Annotated in this window: 16 protein-coding genes; 11 read left to right on the forward strand and 5 right to left on the reverse strand. The window is 44.9% G+C overall.

Annotated features, from left to right (window positions below; translation table 11 throughout):
* Positions 1-12 precede the first annotated feature (12 nt).
* The 5 genes from RHO15_03365 (at position 13) to RHO15_03385 (ending at position 6,731) form a co-directional block, all read left to right on the forward strand.
* The gene (locus RHO15_03365) at positions 13-1,701 is read left to right on the forward strand and encodes a class I SAM-dependent methyltransferase family protein (protein ID WVD64564.1); all 1,689 of its coding nucleotides are present in this window, start codon (positions 13-15) and stop codon (positions 1,699-1,701) included.
* Between the two features lie 8 nt (positions 1,702-1,709).
* Entirely contained in the window at positions 1,710-1,982 is a 273-nt protein-coding gene (locus tag RHO15_03370; GenBank protein ID WVD64565.1) for a hypothetical protein, read from the forward strand.
* Between the two features lie 307 nt (positions 1,983-2,289).
* On the forward strand, positions 2,290-4,530 hold the full coding sequence (gene katE, locus RHO15_03375) for a catalase HPII (protein ID WVD64566.1): 2,241 nt from the start codon (positions 2,290-2,292) through the stop codon (positions 4,528-4,530).
* Positions 4,531-4,630: 100 nt separating this feature from the next.
* Entirely contained in the window at positions 4,631-5,530 is a 900-nt protein-coding gene (locus tag RHO15_03380) for an SDR family oxidoreductase (protein ID WVD64567.1), read from the forward strand.
* 175 nt (positions 5,531-5,705) lie between these two features.
* A complete protein-coding gene (locus RHO15_03385; protein WVD64568.1) occupies positions 5,706-6,731 on the forward strand; it encodes a hypothetical protein in 1,026 nt (341 codons plus the stop codon).
* Between the two features lie 241 nt (positions 6,732-6,972).
* Here RHO15_03385 and RHO15_03390 read toward each other — a convergent pair whose 3' ends face one another.
* The gene (locus RHO15_03390) at positions 6,973-7,854 is read right to left on the reverse strand and encodes a LysR family transcriptional regulator (protein WVD64569.1); all 882 of its coding nucleotides are present in this window, start codon (positions 7,852-7,854) and stop codon (positions 6,973-6,975) included.
* 375 nt (positions 7,855-8,229) lie between these two features.
* Here RHO15_03390 and RHO15_03395 point away from each other — a divergent pair, with 375 nt between their 5' ends.
* The 3 genes from RHO15_03395 to RHO15_03405 are packed head-to-tail and all read left to right on the forward strand — an operon-like array spanning position 8,230 to position 9,998.
* A complete protein-coding gene (locus RHO15_03395; GenBank protein WVD64570.1) occupies positions 8,230-8,550 on the forward strand; it encodes a carboxymuconolactone decarboxylase family protein in 321 nt (106 codons plus the stop codon).
* 20 nt (positions 8,551-8,570) lie between these two features.
* A complete protein-coding gene (locus RHO15_03400; protein WVD64571.1) occupies positions 8,571-9,533 on the forward strand; it encodes an aldo/keto reductase in 963 nt (320 codons plus the stop codon).
* Positions 9,534-9,560: 27 nt separating this feature from the next.
* The gene (locus RHO15_03405) at positions 9,561-9,998 is read left to right on the forward strand and encodes a cupin domain-containing protein (protein ID WVD64572.1); all 438 of its coding nucleotides are present in this window, start codon (positions 9,561-9,563) and stop codon (positions 9,996-9,998) included.
* A gap of 383 nt (positions 9,999-10,381) precedes the next feature.
* On the opposite strand, the gene RHO15_03410 is transcribed toward RHO15_03405, so the two are convergent.
* Entirely contained in the window at positions 10,382-11,290 is a 909-nt protein-coding gene (locus RHO15_03410) for a DMT family transporter (protein ID WVD64573.1), read from the reverse strand.
* Positions 11,291-11,416: 126 nt separating this feature from the next.
* Between RHO15_03410 and RHO15_03415 the strand changes: the two genes are divergently transcribed.
* Both RHO15_03415 and RHO15_03420 read left to right on the forward strand, forming a co-directional pair.
* The gene (locus RHO15_03415) at positions 11,417-12,208 is read left to right on the forward strand and encodes a helix-turn-helix transcriptional regulator (protein ID WVD64574.1); all 792 of its coding nucleotides are present in this window, start codon (positions 11,417-11,419) and stop codon (positions 12,206-12,208) included.
* 509 nt (positions 12,209-12,717) lie between these two features.
* On the forward strand, positions 12,718-13,659 hold the full coding sequence (locus RHO15_03420; GenBank protein ID WVD64575.1) for a ketopantoate reductase family protein: 942 nt from the start codon (positions 12,718-12,720) through the stop codon (positions 13,657-13,659).
* 642 nt (positions 13,660-14,301) lie between these two features.
* Here RHO15_03420 and RHO15_03425 read toward each other — a convergent pair.
* From RHO15_03425 to RHO15_03435, 3 genes are all read right to left on the reverse strand, one after another.
* Positions 14,302-14,565 carry a hypothetical protein gene (locus tag RHO15_03425; GenBank protein ID WVD64576.1) on the reverse strand — a complete coding sequence of 88 codons (264 nt, stop codon included), beginning with the start codon at positions 14,563-14,565 and terminating at the stop codon, positions 14,302-14,304.
* Positions 14,566-14,570: 5 nt separating this feature from the next.
* Positions 14,571-15,269 (reverse strand): LLM class flavin-dependent oxidoreductase, encoded by a 699-nt coding sequence (locus RHO15_03430; GenBank protein ID WVD64966.1) that lies wholly within the window; start codon positions 15,267-15,269, stop codon positions 14,571-14,573.
* 304 nt (positions 15,270-15,573) lie between these two features.
* A complete protein-coding gene (locus tag RHO15_03435; protein ID WVD64577.1) occupies positions 15,574-16,455 on the reverse strand; it encodes a LysR family transcriptional regulator in 882 nt (293 codons plus the stop codon).
* 111 nt (positions 16,456-16,566) lie between these two features.
* Between RHO15_03435 and RHO15_03440 the strand changes: the two genes are divergently transcribed.
* Entirely contained in the window at positions 16,567-17,871 is a 1,305-nt protein-coding gene (locus tag RHO15_03440; GenBank protein ID WVD64578.1) for a serine hydrolase, read from the forward strand.
* Positions 17,872-18,230 lie beyond the last annotated feature (359 nt).

Consider the following 18,230-nt stretch of genomic DNA (forward strand, 5'->3'; position numbering starts at 1 on the left):
CAGAGAGCTGTCTTGACGTGTTTTGATGGGACACCATTACATTATCAATACTGGTCAGCCGATGAGGGGAGTCAGCCGCATCCGGCTATTGTGTTACTCCGCCATGCTGGCCAGCCAGAACATTATATGGGCGGATTAGTGGCTGATTTACGGCTACCTTGTCATCAGATTTTTAGCCTGTGTCTAAGGACGTCAGTATCGGCCACCAATCAGGCTTGTCTGCATCCCGCCGTTTGGGTACGCGATATCGATGAGTTTGTGACACAAATCAAACTTATCTATCAGATACCTTTACATCAGATGATTATCGTCGGAGAGGATATTGCCGCCTTAGTCATCGCCGCTTGGTTGCATGATTATGCGCCACAGCTAAAAGCGGCAATATTAGTCAATCCGCTATTGCGCTTTCCGCACTGGTGGCAGTCTGGCGGCGATGCTAAAGGTTATCCTCAACCACATGACCTGTGCAGGTCGGCTTTAATTCGCCCTCGACAACGATTACTGGCCGGTGGTAAAGGGAGCCCGTCGACAATATTGAGCCGAGAGAGCCGGGAGCAACTTAGCGAAATGGTCCGGCGCATACGATTTGACGCCGCAGCAATCTATATGCCAATTGTTATGCTCATCAATGAGCAAGCCTCGTCGTCGGTACTCAAGGCGCAGTATGATTTTTTTAATCAGTTAGGCAGTCGTTATAAACGGATAAACCGGTTTTCGTCTCAGCGGCTTAAGATCAATCGACAGCTGCTCACCGATAGAATCCGGTTGGTTATCGACGAACTGATGCCGACTCACTCGACGCTACCGTTACTGTTCGATGCCGATCAACATGGTATCACTAAACAAGAGTTCGACCAGCTTGTTGCGCCGGAAAGGCATTGGTTGAAACGTCTGCAATGGCGCCTTAGCCGCGCCTTACTCAAGCATGTTGGCGTGTTCTCAACCGGTATTCAAATTGGACTTACTCATGGTTTTGATTCTGGTCTTTCACTGGATTATATTTATCAAAATAGGCCGACAGGTTGTCATTGGCTGGGAAAACGATTAGATAAAATTTATCTCAATCATCGCAGTTGGCAAAGTGTCAGACAGCGTAAAGTCCATCTTGAAGCCTTATTATTGATCGCGATAACGTATTTACAAGCCAATCATCAACCCGTTAAGATACTCGATATTGCAGCGGGTAATGGCCATTATCTGCTTGATTTTATCAAACAACATCGCTGCCATATTGATCATGTATTACTGCGTGATTTTGTAACGGCGAATGTGCAGCAAGGCTTGTCTACCTTAGAGGCGCAGCAACTTAGCTCGCAGGTCAGTTTTGAATGGGGGGATGCCTTTGATGAGACTTCACTGGCCGCTTTACCTCAGGACCGAACTATCGCGATTGCCTCTGGTTTTTATGAGCTATTTGACAACAATGTACAAGTCATACGTTCTTTAAAAGGGGTCGCACAAGCCTTAGCCGTGGGCGGGTTTTTCATTGTCACTACGAAAATATGGAATCCTAATTTAGAATTTATGGCCCGCGTATTGTCTAGTCATAAAGATGGTCAAGCTTGGACATTAAGGCGTCGGCATCAACTTGAAATCGATCAACTACTGGCTATTGCCGGTTTTCATAAAGTGGCCCAGCGGATTGATGAATGGGGAATCTTTACCGTAACGTTAGTGCAGAAGGTGAGCCGTCATCTATAGGCTTACTGATGTTTAAGTCCCGACAATGGTGGATACCGATTGAGCAGAAATATTATTTTAAGCTAGCCATTTGGGGGGTATTGAGCGCCAATAATGAGCCACTTTATCCTGTGCCTAAAGGCGGGTTGATAACCGGGTGGGTGACGGTGAGCCGCTCATTAGCCAGACATCAGCCTCATTATTGCGCAGGAAATGATAAATATGATGTCGCTATTGCGCTATTTAGGGATATCCTATTCAGCAAAAAATCAGAAAGCGATTGGAAAACGATCAGAAAATAATCAGAAAATAATCAATGAAGTATTAATGCGCCGATCTATTTAGGAGTATAGCCAAATAAGCTTTTACCCGAGACCCGCACCAAATCCCCCAGCTTTTGCCTTGCCTATGAAAATATGCTAGGTTACCAAAACTCACTTAAAATTTTAAACATATCATAATGATAGTGATAAATGACGTATTGCATGGGCTCAATATAACATCTGCGCGGATGGTTTGCTGAGTCATGTTTTATGCGGTTATACCTGCTCATTGATGAGCATTGATTCTTCATCATTTTTTGTCAGTATTAAGATAAGGATTTGCGTTATGGAAAAGGATAATCATACGGCCCCTTTGCCCGATCAACGTGCTGTTGAACCACATGTTGATGACGTGGCACCACCAGATGTTCAGATTCAACCCTCGGCTAAACATACCTATCCCGGACAGGAGCCTTATGCGCCGGGTTCGAAAAAGTTGCCAAAAAATATCAATGCCAAACTGGAACAACTTGAACAGGTACGTTGTGATGATAATCAACAAGCACTGACCACCAGTTTAGGCGTCAAAATAGCCAATAATCAAAATACCTTATCGGCAGGCGTCAGGGGACCATCTTTACTTGAGGATTTCATCTTTAGAGATAAAATGATCCATTTCGATCGTGAGCGTATTCCTGAACGCGTAGTTCATGCCAGAGGCGCTGGTGTACATGGCTATTTTGAACTATATCAATCACAGCAGCGCTATACCAAAGCCAATTTTTTAAATGACACCAGTGTGAAAACGCCGGTTTTTGTTCGGTTTTCAACGGTGCAGGGTTCAAGAGGATCGGCTGATACGGCACGCGATGTGCGCGGTTTTGCCACTAAATTTTATACGCAGGAAGGAAACTTTGATATCGTTGGTGTCGATACGCCGTCCTTCTTTATTCAAGATGGCATGAAATTCCCTGATTTTGTGCACGCGATTAAACCTGAACCCATCAATGAAGTACCGCAAGCGCAAAGTGCCCACGATAGTTTTTGGGACTACGTCTCTTTACAACCTGAAACGCTGCAAAATGTGATGGTGGTGATGTCCGACCGAGGTATTCCACGTAGTTACAGCAATATTGAAGGGTTTGCGATACATACCTATAAGCTGATTAATCAACAGGGTGAGTCTCATTTTGTCCGTTTCCACTGGAAGCCGCTCGCGGGTGCATGTTCACTGCTTTGGGATGAGGCACAGGTGATTATGGGGCGTGATCCTGATTTTCATCGTAAAAACTTATGGGAGTCGGTCGAAGCCGGTGATTATCCCGAGTTTGAGCTCGGCTTACAAATCTTTACTCAAGCCGAGGCTGACCAATTTGATTTTGATTATTTAGATGCGACCAAGTTTATTCCGGAAGCTTTAGTGCCCGTGCAAAAAGTGGGGAAAATGGTCTTGAACCGTAATCCTGATAACTATTTTGCCGAGACCGAGCAGGTGGCTTTTTGTCCGTCTAATATTGTGCCGGGGATCGATTTTTCCGATGATCCGATGCTGCAAACCCGCGCCTTCTCTTATACCGATACCCAGCTGCACCGTTTAGGCGGCGCTAATTTTAATCAAATTCCAATCAACAGACCGGTATGCCCTTTCCATCATCATTTGCAAGATGGCTATAGCCAAACGCAAATTTCGACTAATCCGGCCAATTATGAGCCAAACTCTATCAATAACAACTGGCCCAGAGAAGCACCGCAAGCGTCAAGTGCCGGTGGATTTGATACCTATCCTCAGCCAGTGCAAGGCGAGAAAGTCAGGCAAAGAAGTGATACTTATGTGAACTTCTATGCCCAGCCGCGCCTGTTTTGGTTGAGCCAAACTGAAGTCGAACAGCAACACATTATTGCCGCGTTTAGTTTTGAGTTAAGTAAAGTTGGCCGGCCTTATATCAGAGAACGCGTTGTGGATCTGTTAACACGCGTCGATACGGAGCTGGCCAAAGCAGTGGCGAAGAACTTGGGGATTACACTGAGTCAAGTGCAGCAATCCAGAGCGATGCCGCAGCACATCAATGGCCTGAAAACCGATCCAAGCTTGAGCTTATATGCCCGTGGTGCTATGCCAGTGACGGCGCGGAAAGTCGCGATTCTTGCGGCGGATGGCGTTTGCGGTGAATCAGTTAATGCCATTAAACAAGCCTTTATGCATGCACATGTCTATCCGATGTTACTTGCCCCGCATATGGGGATGATCAATACGCAGCAGGGCGAACAGTTAAAAGTCGATGGTACGATTGAAGGTAACCCATCTGTCTTGGTCGATGCAGTGATTGTTCCGAGTGGTAACGGCAATATTGATACGTTACTGGCTGATGGCAATGCCCGTTATTATCTGTTACAAGCCTATAAACATTTAAAAGCGATAGGCCTACAGGCGGATGCCAAGAAGTTATTTGAGCGTGATCAGTTAAATATCGATGAAGGGGTGCTAATCACCGATGATGCAGCAAAACTTGCTCAGCAGCTATTGGATAAAATGACGTTTCATCGTGTATGGGCACGGGAAGCCCATGTGGCTGAGGTGCCAGCTTAATATGAGATGAGGCAAGTAGATATCGCTGCTGGATAACGAGCATAGTATATGGTTATCTCTGCGGCGAATTCACGTTAACCTAGTGCAAGGTGATCGGACTATGTCAAAACAAGATATCTATCAGATGCAAGATCCGCAAACGCAATTTTATCACGATAAGTATCCACAGCAGCCACAACCGGTCCCTGGTTTACAGTCAACCATGCAGCCAATACCGGATTGTGGTGAAAAAAGCTATCGTGGTTCGGCAAGATTAGCGGGTCGTAAAGCGTTGGTGACAGGAGGCGACTCAGGTATTGGTCGTGCTGCCGCGATTGCTTATGCCAGAGAGGGCGCCGATGTCGCGTTGAATTATTTACCAGCAGAAGAGAGCGATGCGCAAGCAGTCGCGGCGTTAATCAAAGCGGAAGGTCGTCAAGCGATTCTGATTCCGGGTGATTTGAGTGATGAGGCGTTTAACCAACAGATGGTTAAACAGGCACATCAACAGCTGGGCGGTTTAGATATTCTGGCTTTAGTCGCCGGTAAACAGCAGGCGGTTGATGATATCCTGAATTTATCCACCGAGCAGCTAGAAAAAACCTTCGCCATCAATGTCTTCTCGTTGTTTTGGACGATAAAAGCGGCACTGCCATTGCTGCCAAAAGGCGCCAGTATTATTACTACCTCATCGATTCAAGGGTATCAGCCTAGCCCGATATTACTGGACTATGCCTCAACTAAAGCCGCGATTATCGCGTTTAGTCGTGCATTAGCCAAACAGGTCGCGTCAAAAGGAATCCGCGTCAATATTGTGGCACCAGGGCCGATTTGGACGCCCTTACAAGTGTGTGGCGGTCAGCCGCAAACCGCGATTCCTGAATTTGGGATGAGTACCCCCCTTGGCCGCAGTGGTCAGCCAGTCGAGTTGGCCAGTCTGTATGTATATCTAGCCTCACAAGAGTCTAGTTATATTACGGCGGAGGTTTTTGGTGTGACGGGTGGTAACCATTGTGCTTAACGATAAACAGAATAAATAGCCTTTAGATGAAGGCATATAATCGATTTTGCGTCGATTGCATGCGTTTTTAAGTCTAACAGCGTATGAGAGCAGATATTAATTTTCGACCAATCTTTTAGAAAAATAACAAATCTCTAAAAGGTTATTTATTTAAAATTCTAAACAGGAGATGACAATGAGAATAGATTGCAAACGAATATCTTGGGGGAGCATTATCGCGGGGCTGTTTACCGTGATAGCGGTGTCGATATTACTATCTTTATTAGGGACCAGTATCGGTTTGGCGATGATTGATCCTAAGTCCAGTGATCCAACGCATGGTGTGAGTATGGCATTTATCCTGTGGAGCGTCCTGTCATTTATGATTAGTCTGTTTTTAGGCGGCTATGTAGCAGGAAGACTGGCAGCCAGCACCGGGGCAATCCATGGCTTTTTGGTCTGGGCAACCACGCTGGTGGTTTATTCCATTTTCACTGCCGTGCTTGGTATCGGCATTATTAAGATGGCGGGTAGTGCGGTGAGTATGGCAGGCTCAACGGCCAAAGAGCTCGTTTCGGGCAGCGCTTCGGCGGTGGGGCAAACTATTGCCGGCGCCGGTGACGCTTTCAAAAATACCTTTTCAAAAATTGATATTGATACGGATATCAATAATATTGATATGAAAAATGATGTCAAAACAGCACTGAAAGAGACGGGTATTGAGACACTTCAACCTGATTATCTACAAAAACAGCTAGATCAATCAGCTAAAGATCTACAAAGTGCCATAAAAAGTATTGCAATGGATCCTACTGATACGGATGAGGTGCTCGCTAATTTGCATAAACAGCTAAAAACCCGCCTTGATAGCATCACTGGTGATATTGATAAACAATCGGTTGTCGATGCGCTGCAAAAAAATAGTGATATGAATAAGCAGGAAGCTGAAAAAGTGGTGGATAACTATCTAGCTGCGCGCGATAAAATCAAACAAACCGTGCAAGATCGTTTAGATGATGCGCAGCAAGCGTTACAAAAAGCACAGGCGAAATATGAACAGTTAAAAGAGCAAGCGAAAGAGAAAGCGGCACAGATTGCATCTGAAACCGCTAAATTAACCCTGTGGACTTTCTTTGCTTTTATCCTTGGCGCTATTTTGAGTGCGGTTGCCGGCTGTATCGGGGCTCGACATACGCAACGTGAGGTCAATTACCCTCAATAAAGACCTAAAATAGTAGGCAGTTATGGCAAATACGCTTTATCTCTCCTTGGATGAGTGTTGCTGTCATAGCTGTCCTCTTTTTTGCAGGCAGCAGCTGAGATGATCTAAGCGCAATCTTGCCCTGATTCGTTAACTTCGCGCGCACTGAACTGACCAATATCGTTTCGCTAAATTCAGACTGTCTACTGATTCGCAATGTGTTCTCTGAGTGCACGTTTGCGTATGATTATCGTGATGGTTATTACTCCATAAAGGCTGCTTTTAAGCGCTGTAAGAATAGTTCGGCAGGTTTTGAAAAGATCTGATACTTTTTCCAGACAATATCCACATGAGATTCTAAGCGTGGCGTCAAAGGCCGAAAACAGAGTGGACTGTCTCCACTGGTATTCACCAGCTTATCAAGACATAACGCGTATCCCATGCCTTTTTCCACCATGGACGTGGCATTAAAAATTAAATTATAAGTGGCGATAATATTGAGTTTGGCAAGATCCCGTTTTAACCAACGTGCCAGACTGTCCGCCACATTTTTTCGTTTAGACATCATCAGTGGTAACGGCCATAAATCTTCTGCCTGAACGGTTTGCTGCTTAGCGAGTGGGCAATCTTTGCGCATTAATACGCCCCAGGTATCTGTTACCGGTATTCGCCTGGACTCATAGTGACTGATGTTGGCCGGCTCAATCAATAGACCAAAATCTAATAAGCCTCGATCAATTGACTCGGCCACTTTGAGACTATCGCCACTAAAGATATGTACGCGTATCTGTGGATAGTCTTTTTGTAAATCGCAGATAACATCGGCGATAAGTCCCATGGTATAGGTTTCTCCGCCGCCAATGTGAATATCGCCGCTGATGAGGTTGTTGGTGCTCGAAAATTCCGCCTCAGTTTTGTTCACCAGCTCGAGTATCTCCTCGGCGCGTTTGCGTAAGCGTAACCCCGCTTGCGTCAGGGTAATACCGCGTTTACTGCGGATAAAGAGTACACTGCCGAGCTGCGTTTCTAACTCACTGAGTTGTCTGGATAATGTGGGTTGGGTCAGATGTAAATACTTTGCCGCCGCTGTTACACTCTGTTCTCTGGCCAGCACTAAAAAAGCCCGCAGTGCTTTAATATCCATGATGCTCTCCTTGTCCTTTCTTTAAAGATAGCTCTCAACAGCAGCTTTAAACGACATTTTTAGACGATATCTTTAAGCGACCTCAGTAAGCTATCGTGAGTTAATCTTTGCTTTTTATGTATGCTTTTTACGTATGATAAGTCATAAAATATAACTATTTTACATGTTTAAGCAGTGAATTTATACTGCTGATACTGACAAGTAAGCATGGTTCATGCCAAAAGCGCATACTAAGCCCGGCATATCAGCAATCGAAAGTATATTGATTGTTCTGGTATCGGCTGAAATAGCAATAACCGCTAGCGCTATACGCATGCTCAACTGCGTAGATATAAATGATGTGTACCATAGCTATCATTCTGAAGGAGAATAACGATGGAAAAGGTGACGGCAGGCCGAGACGCCCTCGGTGAGTTTGCCCCCCAATTTGCTCAGCTTAATGATGATGTTCTGTTTGGTCAAGTCTGGTCCAGAGAAAAGCAGCTCTCGGCCCGGGACAGAAGTATGGTGACTGTTACTGCGTTACTGGCTAGTGGTATCTTAGATAGCGCGTTACAGTATCATTTGCAAACCGCTAAAACCAACGGTATTACCAAGCAGGAGATTGTTGAGATAATTACGCAGGCCGCATTTTATGTCGGATGGCCAAAAGCCTGGGCGGCTTTTCGGATGGCAAAAGCGATTTGGATCGATTAATCTGATTGTATGGAGGCGATATGGAGTATATCAAATTGGGTAATACGGATATAAGCGTATCACGTTTTTGTTTGGGGTGTATGAGCTTTGGTGATCCGGCCAGTGAAATGCATGCATGGACCCTCAATCCTGCCGAGAGTGAAACCATCATTAAACATGCGCTTGATTTAGGCGTCAATTTTTTCGATACAGCGAATGTTTATTCGGCGGGAACCAGTGAAACCTATCTGGGACGGGCACTGAAAAAGAGCGTCGCCCGTGACAAAGTCATCATCGCCACCAAGGTTTACTTTAATGAAGGTCATCTCGGTAAAGCGGCGATTGAGCGGGAGATTGATGCTTCGCTGCAAAGGCTAGGCACCGATTATGTGGATCTCTATATTATCCACCGTTTTGATCATCATACGCCGATAGAGGAGACCATGGCGGCACTGGACAACCTGATCAAAGTGGGTAAGGTGCGCGCATTAGGCGCCTCGGCCATGTATGGTTATCAGTTTTACAATATGCAGCTGGCCGCTGAGCGCGGCGGCTGGTCGCCGTTTGTCTCAATGCAAAATCATTACAATTTACTCTATCGTGAAGATGAACGAGAGCTGATCCCGATTTGTCAGCAACAGCATATTGCTTTGACGCCCTATAGCCCACTGGCGGCAGGTAGACTGTCGCGTCTGGCGTGGCAATCAGAGACTTTACGTAGTCAAACAGATAAAACCGCTAGCGCTAAATATGATAGTACGCAAACCACTGATGCCGATATTGTGCGTAGAGCTCATGAGCTGGCAGAAACCTATGGTGTCACCATGACACAGATCGCACTGGCATGGCAACTGGCAAAAGGTGTGACAGCACCGATCATTGGTGCAACTAAGCGCAAATATATTGATGATGCCGTCGGCGCACTGCGGGTGTCGCTCTCACAACAAGATATTGATTATCTTGAGGAACCTTATACGCCACATCGTGTGGTCGGCGCGCTTTAAACCCTAATGAGTATGAGAACAATAACTATGAAGATTATCGAACCAGCAGAATTTGAACAAGCCAATGTTTTTGGTACTGGCGCAGCGAATACCGCTTATGCGCAGTACTTTCAGGGACACTCGTTTCTTCAGCCATTAACCGATCCGACTCAAGTCTGTGTATTTCTAGCTAACGTTACTTTTGAACCAGGTTGCCGCAATCATTGGCATATTCATCACGCCACAAAAGGGGGCGGACAAATTCTACTCTGCACGGCGGGGAGTGGCTGGTATCAGGAAGCTGGCAAACCGGCGATCAGTCTTGAACCAGGATCGGTTATCACCATCCCCGCAGGCGTCAAACATTGGCATGGCGCTAAGGCCGATTCATGGTTTAGTCATATTGCGGTAGAAGTACCCGGGGAAAACACCCACAATGAGTGGTGTGAACCGGTTTCTGAGCAGGCCTATCAACAGTTGCGATAAGGTTTGCTTATTGTCTGTTGGCGCGGCTAGCCACAGGCTGGGCGCCAATATATTAAGTGGACTGATTGAGTCTATTGCTGTTGGGCTGTAAGGGCTGATCAAGATCAATATGGCTGGGATTAACCCCATTGATATCAGCTGATCATTGCGCCGTGAATTGTGGATTTGTACTGGGAGAAAATCGCAATAGTGCTCATAAACTGAGTCTATTGATGATGATTGTAGTGCAAAAGTGCAGGATTCAGTCCTGTTGATCAGTCTGTGTCGCTGATTATCACACTAACAGTGAGCAATAGCCGGATATCGTTTATGCCGCATTAACCGTTGAGGATAGGCTTTATTGGGTCAGACAGGCTATCAAGATAGATAGCTCTGTCAGCGGATTAACAGCGAGGAGCACTATCGATGATGACCTTTCGCGGTTTGCCTAATGGAGATTTCAGGTTCTGGGCTAAAATCACCCCAAATAGTGATAAACTACCGCCAATCAGGTGGTAGCTGTAAAGAGTCTCATGCAAAAAGAGCACCGAAATCACCGCTGTAAACACTGGGGTTAAGTTTAAAAATAGCGAGGCTTTATTGGCCCCCAGTTTTAATACGCCGACTATCCAGGCAAAAGGCGCGATAACCGAGGCAGGAATCCCCGCATAAAGAACTAACCAGATATTATGCGAATTTAAGGTTAACGCTTTTGCCATTAAAAAACCGGGTAAGAGCACCAAAGCGCCAAATATGATCTGCATATAGACGGAGTGCCAGCTGGAGATAGCCAAGGCCCACTTTTTGGTTAATACGCCATACAGTGCATAAGAGAGTGCTGCCGCAAACATCATCAGCTCGCCTTTTCCTATCCCCATTTCGAGTAGTTTCATCGGCTGTCCATGACTCACCAGCCACACTAAACCGAAAAACGATAACAGACTACCAATCAGCACGCCTAGCGTGGGCGGCGTTCTGAGAATAAACAGGCTTAATAAGATGGTTAATAGGGGAATAACCGACATCATAATGCCAATGGTTAACACACTGATGGTATAAGCGGCATAATAAGCGAGGCTTTGATATAACGCCATGCCGAGCAAGCCCAATACAAATAGTTTGCCTAAATAGGGATAAATTTGCTGGCGCTGACGAATCACCCCTTTTAAGATAAAGGGTGTCAGCAAGAGCCATGCCAGTAACCAGCGATAAAAAGAGATGACTGCCGGGTCAATAGCACCCGCAGAGAGTTTATTAACCACCGCATTGCCGGCCCAAATAATAATCGCAATCAACGGATATAAGTAAGCCATCTGCGAGATCCTTTTGAAACAAGATAATATGGCGCCTAGTTTAGCTGGTCTGAGTGAATTAATGTCACCAAAAGCAGACAAAAATTGCTATAATCAGACAATTTTCTAGCCAGAGTGTTATTGATCATGCAGCCAAAACAACGCTATGCGTCACGCGAGTCTTATCCTAATAGTTTGCTGTTTTTTCGCAGCGAAGACGTTAATGCGAATACCGAGTATCTCACTCATCATCATGCCTGGGGACAGATTATCTGTGTGAAATCCGGGGTTTTTGTCTTAAATGTAGCAGGGCAGCGTTTTATCACGCCGTCAGGATTTGCCTTATGGATTCCACCTCATATTCAACATTCCAGCCATAATCAAGCGCCAACGCGGTTCCGTTCGATTAATATCAATGATTGTCAGATGATGCCAACTCAGGCCTGTTTACTCAGTTTAACCGGTATCAGCCATGCAATTATTGATTCATTTTTTGATCGAAAAATCACCGTACCTCAGTCAGCGCAAGATTTACGCCTTTGTCAGGTATTAATTGACCAACTGCTGAGCGACCCCTGGCAACATACCTATTTACCCAGTAGTCACGACAAATACCTGATGCCTATTTTTAGCGCGCTGGAGCGCAATCCTGCCGATAACGCGACATTGGCCGAGTGGGCCAAGCGCGTTTATACCACAGAGCGGACACTGGCCCGTCGTTGTCAAACCGAACTGGGTATCACCTTTAACCAGTGGCGTCAGCGTCTGCGTTTTCTGTTTAGTCTCTCTTTACTCGAACAGGGTAAGTCGGTACAAGATATTGCTTTTGCGGTCGGATATAGCTCGGTCTCCGCTTTTATTACCATGTTCAAACAGATCGCTGGCGTGACACCCGATTGCTATCGACATAACGCCAGTCGTCAGCGCAGTATCAAATAGCTTATCACCCTAATAGACCGGCGTTATCTGGCCGATTAACTCGTGGCTGAGTAGGACAACCCGGGATAGGGTAAGAGGCCTCGTTGCTGGGTAGAGCATCCAGATCAAAACACAAAATCAAAAATTAATATCATAGGTTAATTGATCAAAGCGTCAGTGATAGCTGCTTTTTTATTGGGCTTTTTTAATTTTTGCCGATGTTTTAAGCTGTAGCTTATCACACAGTGGCACTCAGTTTCATCGGATGTTATTGCGTAAAATATTGAGGTAAAAGCGCCAGCTTGCCGCTGTCAATCGAGAGTATGACTTCGATGCAACCGGTTCAGTAATAAACAATATTGATTTATTCAGGATAAACCTATTATCAATAGGGCCGGTAAAAGGTCGATTTGACGATTTTTGACAACTAGGTCTACAATATCAAGCTGGTGATATGCGGTGATTGAGAAGCCGTTTATTGAGTCGATGGCTGATCTGATAGTTCATCATCCAAAGCGAAAGGAGTGTTTATGAAGAACAACAACGTGCTGGTATTGGGTGCCGGTGGCATAGGCGGGTATTTTGGTGGACGTTTGGCAGAAGCTGGGCAAGCGGTGACGTTTCTTGTGCGCGAGTCGCGACAAAAAAAGTTACAACAAAACGGTTTAACCCTGAAAAGTCAGTTTGGTGATGCCCATATCAGCGTCAAGGCGACCACTGCAAGTCAATTAAACGCGCAGTATGATTTTATTATTCTTGCCTGTAAAGCGTATGATTTAGCCGCCGCTATCGAGAGTATCGCACCCGCAGTAGGAGATTCAACGGCCATTATTCCCTTGCTCAATGGTGTCGCGCACATAGCACAGCTCAATAGCCGATTTGGCGCAGAAAAAGTGTTAGGTGGTAGCGCTAAAATTCAAGTTACGATGAGTGAACAAGGCGATATTGTGCATTTAAATGATTGGTGTGAGTTGACTTTTGGCGAGCAATCTTCTGAAATGAGTCCTCGCGTACAACGGTTTCAGCAGTTATTTGAACATGCCAAAGGGGTTAAGATAAACGCGGTTAACGATATTATGCAGCAGATGTGGCAAAAACTGGTCCACCTCTCTACGGCAGCGGCGATGACATGTATGATGCGTGCCAGTGTTGGCGAGATTGTCCGAACGCCAGCGGGGAAAACACAATTTTTAGCTTTACTCGACAACAATGCGCAAGTCGCCAGTTATCATGGTTATCCACCTAGTCAGGCTTTTATGACCCTGTATCAACGTATTTTTTCTGATCCGCAGTCAACCTATACGACATCAATGTTGCGCGATATTGAACACCATAATCGCATTGAAGCTGACCATATTATTGGCTTTATGTTGGATAAATCGATATCCGCCAATATGGATTGTCTCACATTACAGCTGGCTTATACCCATGTAAAAGCTTACGAACAGCGGCGATTATGTGCGCAAGATTAATTTTTAGGGGATATCCTTGGCCGATTGCGGCTAAACAAGCGGGTTTAATCATCGATACATCGCTATTTGTCCTAAGCGAGAAATATCATGCGAGGATAAATGAGGCACGCTAAGTACCGTATCTATGCATAAAAAAGAGCGCGGGCTAGAAAAATCTCGTCGACTATCACCAATAGCAGGGTACCTGGTTTCAGGCGCGATGATAAAAGCGCGGTAAAGATAAAACAGCGGCATAAATATATTCAATCCATAAAAACACTCAATCAGAAAACGAATACATATCACCTTTTTAGCTCATATTTTATGTATAGTGATTTATCAATAATTTTCTTGCTATGAAATAAAAGTTTGATGTAAGAAATAAAATCTAAATTTGCATCTTTAACTAATTGAAAATAAAAAAGTTATTCTAATTTCTCGATCGTTGAGATACATCTGGGCAAGACAAGACAAGGATATCAACAGACGATCCTTTGACTCACCGGTTAACGACTTAAGCATGACGGTTTTTTCAAGACGCTGTTGTCTGCCTTGCCCTGTATTAACGAAGTTCAGATAATACAGGAGGCTGATTGTAATTTGACGATATTACCCAAGCACTCAGCTAAAAGGACTATTGCAGCAAACTGCACTCAATTCTGATTATACCGACGCTTCAGCAATAAATGCGCGCAATTGTGGGGCAATCGTATTGGCTAAGATCGCAATATTATTTTTGACTAATTCATACGGTAATGCTCCGGTATCCACATGGGCCAGAAACTGCTGCTGACGGTAAAGTTGATATTGGCATTTTAGCTTGACCAGTATGGTTGTTGGTGAGCCAATTATCATGGCATTGTCAACGGCGAGTGACTGGCGTAAAAAATCAATACTGACTGAGTCGGCACGCAGTTCTTGCATCATGCCATTCAAATAGCGATAGAACTCTTCAATCGCCTACTCATCACTGTGCACACCGTATGGAACCAGCTGGTTGTACAAATTGGCATGTCTTGCGCCTGATAACCTGCCGCCGCTGCGGTTTGTCGATAAGCATCAATGGCGGTTTTAAAACTTAGCGAGCTGCCGGCGAGTGTGATTAACATCATCAGTAGTCCAAGCTTTGCTGCGGCAATCGCACTCTGGCTATGCCCACCTACCGCATGCCAGATGTTGAGTTTGTCACTCAGCGGTTTGGGATAAATATGTGCATCGATTAAAGCCGGGCGGAATTCACCTTGCCAGTTGATCGGTTGATGCTGCGCGGTCGCTTGATTGATCGTGGTCAGCAGATCGCGTTTTTCATCAAACAGAGCCTCATAATCACGCGCTGAGTAACCTAATAAATCAAAACTGCCAATATGGGAATCACGTCCCACGACGATATCCGTGCGTCCATCCGAGATGAGATCGAGGGTGGCGAAATCTTCAAAAACTCGAACAGGATCTAGAGTACTGATCACAGTGACTGAACTCATGAGCGCAATACGGGTTGTCGCTTGATCAATTGCGCCTAATATCACCGTATGGGCCGCGCTGACAAAGCCTTTTTCATGGCTCTCACCGAGGGCATAAATATCCAGCCCTAATGACTCGGCTTGTATTGCCATATCAATGAGCTGTTTGATTCATGTTTGTTCGGTCGTTTTTGTCTGGGTCAGGGGATTGGTCAAATGGGCACCAATCGATGAGATACCTATTTTAAACGAGACATCATGAGGATTACGCACTTTATTATTCCTTTTATTCCTTGCGGTTATTTTTATTTATAAGTGATTTGAGTTATTTTTATCTCATAGAAGCTGCGAACTTAAGATAGATATTTATCTAAGTCAACCTATTCAAAAAATTGGTATAAACACACGATGAGTGCATAGCGTGATGTGACTTGATTTTTTATTCGTCGAATAAACTCAACATGTCGATGCTTGATTAATTCGTCTCATAAAGATTGGCGATTTGTTGAATAATCTGACTTAACTGTTTGTCTGTGGCAGGTGACCAAATTGCCACCAGAGTTTGGATAATTCCTTTATTGCCAAGATCACTATTAAAGCAGGTAATGGGTAGTGAATGGGTCCCAAACAGATGTTTAGGTAATAGACCCCAGCCCTGTTTTTCAATAAGTAGTTGTTTAAGCAGGTTAATATCTGTGACGATTTGTATGGCATCGGCGACCTTGATTGACGCAATGGTTTGGGCTGCCGGTTGAATAAAGGGCAAAAGTTGGTTGGATGAAGCGAGCTCAAGCATTGAGATGGCGGTCGGTTTGGCCATGAAAAAATCTTGGTGTGCGTAAATCCCTAATTCGACTATACCGATGGCACGCCATTTAAAATCAGCATTAATCATACGATTGACTGCCGGATAGAGACCAATATCCGCTTGACCGGCCAGAATGATTTTTTCGCCCAGATGCCGCTCGATATTGAGCAAATTAATCTTAATTTGCTGCTCGGCAAAATAGGCGATTAATTGCTGAATGAAGCGTTGGGCTGTAAACAGGTCATAACAAATAGTGAGGGTTTTTCGGTTATCGTTGGGGATTTGTCTGGCTTGTTGATTAAAACAGTTTGCTTCATGCAGGAATAACCGTGCTTGTGCGTAGAGCTGGTGGCCCTCTTTGGTCAGTTCTAACGGGCGCTTTTGACGATTGAAGAGGATATAACCTAAGTTATCTTCCAGTGTCTCAACCAGTTCGCTGACCGTTGTGCGGCTTTTTTGTAATCTTTTCGCGGCAGTGGATAGGTTATTGGTCTCGCAAACGCAGGCAAAGGCTTCAATTTGGGCAAGAGAAAAAGGGATGCTAGACATGATCTTTTGTATGGTAATGTTGGGTTTCCCTACAATAACCGATTTGCTGAAAATCACAATCATTTTTAATATAGCCTTATTAATCGGAAATCAATAATAAGGAGTGAGTGAATGAAGATAAAAAAGGGTTTACTGGCAGCGTGTTTGACGATGATGCTACAGGTGAATGCAGCAGCGGTGAATGCTGAATGTGGCGTGGTAGACTTAACCTGTCCAGATCTGGTTGATGCCCATCCGCCTACCGTAAAGGATATGCTGACATGGGATCAGCATGACAGAGTGATTGGTTTTCGTAACGACTATCGCTCTTACACGGGGGATGTATTCAAAGCGCGTGCGGATGCACAGCCCTTACCTAAAGCATTGAAAAGATTAGCCGATACCGCTTATGTGTTTAATGATCACTCTTATACCCTGAGTGACTATCTTGTACGCAATAATGTCACCGGTCTACTGGTCATTAAAGATGGTAAGATTGCTTATGAGTATTATGGGCAGGGAAACAACAATACCACCCTGTGGACATCTCGTTCGGTTGGTAAGTCAGTGGTGTCGACATTGGTTGGCATTGCACTGAAAGAGGGTAAGATTGCATCTCTGGATGATTTAGTGGTGAAATACAATCCGGATGTGAAGGGGACGGTGTGGGAAAATGTGACGATTCGCCAGTTATTACAACACACTTCAGGCGTTGAGTGGACTGAGAATTATACCGACCCAACCTCTGATTTTGCACAGCTCACCCAGTGTGAAGCGGGTGGCCATGCCTATGCGTGCGTGAATCGATTGATTAAATCAAAAAATCGAAAGGCTGATGCGAAACCGGGCGAGGTTTGGTTATATTCATCAGGCGGCGCCTGGCTGCTAGGTGACACACTGGAAAAAGCCACCGGCGTCTCGATAGCGACTTATTTGCAGGAGAAAATTTGGCAACCTGCTGGTATGAACCGTGACGGGGTATGGCATAGTTACCAGAAAGGTCAGCATGATGTAGGTGCCCATGGTTTTAATGCGACACTGGAAGATTGGGGTAAATTTGGTCTGTTTATCGCTAATAATGGCGTATTACCTGATGGCCGCAGCGTGCTGCCGGATAATTGGGTTAAACAGGCGAGAACCTGGAATCAGGCTAAGAATTCCGTCAGCGCTAAGCATCCTGAAGGTATTTATGGCTATGAGTGGTGGAATAATAGTGTGCCAGCGAATTACTCAGGTCAGTATACCAATAAGTTAACCAGTCATGATACGCTTTGGGCATTAGGGATTTTTGGCCAAATGATAGTAGTTAATCAGCCTGAACATCTGGTTATTGTGCAGTGGTCAACCTGGCCTGAAGCTGAACCGCCTTTTGACGCTCAGCCGTTAGAAGCAGCATTAATGTTTAATGCGATTGCGGATAAATTGTATCATCAATGATTCAAAAGCTAGTCTGCTGATGAAAAGTCAGCAGACTAGTGATCTGATTATTTGATATTAATGTTCAATCTTATGGCTAAGTTGTCTCATCCTTCATTAATTGGCAAATAACCAGATACAAAAACGATCTCACACACCATGTCACTCTCTTAAGCGCCCATAACTAAAACATTGCCATTTTTTCTTACAGTTAAGCATAATATGACTCAATCTGATTTTTTTATCTGCCGCGCATATCACCTTTTCCTCTCTTCAGAACAGATAAGATTTGAATGAGTCAGGCCACTGTTAATAATGAGGCTGGTTTATTCTGTTATCAAAAACGTCACAAGATATAAGGGGTGATGTTGATAGCTACT

It is taken from the genome of Orbaceae bacterium lpD01 (genome assembly GCA_036251705.1).
Lineage (GTDB): Bacteria > Pseudomonadota > Gammaproteobacteria > Enterobacterales > Orbaceae > Utexia > Utexia brackfieldae.

Bases quoted from the DNA above. Each gene is read 5' to 3' on its own strand.
- RHO15_03410 (WVD64573.1), bottom strand. From the start codon at position 11,290: ATGGCTTACTTATATCCGTTGATTGCGATTATTATTTGGGCCGGCAAT.
- RHO15_03420 (WVD64575.1), top strand. From the start codon at position 12,718: ATGAAGAACAACAACGTGCTGGTATTGGGTGCCGGTGGCATAGGCGGG.
- RHO15_03440 (WVD64578.1), top strand. From the start codon at position 16,567: ATGAAGATAAAAAAGGGTTTACTGGCAGCGTGTTTGACGATGATGCTA.
- RHO15_03380 (WVD64567.1), top strand. From the start codon at position 4,631: ATGTCAAAACAAGATATCTATCAGATGCAAGATCCGCAAACGCAATTT.
- RHO15_03435 (WVD64577.1), bottom strand. From the start codon at position 16,455: ATGTCTAGCATCCCTTTTTCTCTTGCCCAAATTGAAGCCTTTGCCTGC.
- RHO15_03385 (WVD64568.1), top strand. From the start codon at position 5,706: ATGAGAATAGATTGCAAACGAATATCTTGGGGGAGCATTATCGCGGGG.
- RHO15_03395 (WVD64570.1), top strand. From the start codon at position 8,230: ATGGAAAAGGTGACGGCAGGCCGAGACGCCCTCGGTGAGTTTGCCCCC.
- RHO15_03425 (WVD64576.1), bottom strand. From the start codon at position 14,565: ATGATGCAAGAACTGCGTGCCGACTCAGTCAGTATTGATTTTTTACGC.
- RHO15_03405 (WVD64572.1), top strand. From the start codon at position 9,561: ATGAAGATTATCGAACCAGCAGAATTTGAACAAGCCAATGTTTTTGGT.
- RHO15_03400 (WVD64571.1), top strand. From the start codon at position 8,571: ATGGAGTATATCAAATTGGGTAATACGGATATAAGCGTATCACGTTTT.
- RHO15_03390 (WVD64569.1), bottom strand. From the start codon at position 7,854: ATGGATATTAAAGCACTGCGGGCTTTTTTAGTGCTGGCCAGAGAACAG.
- katE (WVD64566.1), top strand. From the start codon at position 2,290: ATGGAAAAGGATAATCATACGGCCCCTTTGCCCGATCAACGTGCTGTT.
- RHO15_03370 (WVD64565.1), top strand. From the start codon at position 1,710: ATGTTTAAGTCCCGACAATGGTGGATACCGATTGAGCAGAAATATTAT.
- RHO15_03415 (WVD64574.1), top strand. From the start codon at position 11,417: ATGCAGCCAAAACAACGCTATGCGTCACGCGAGTCTTATCCTAATAGT.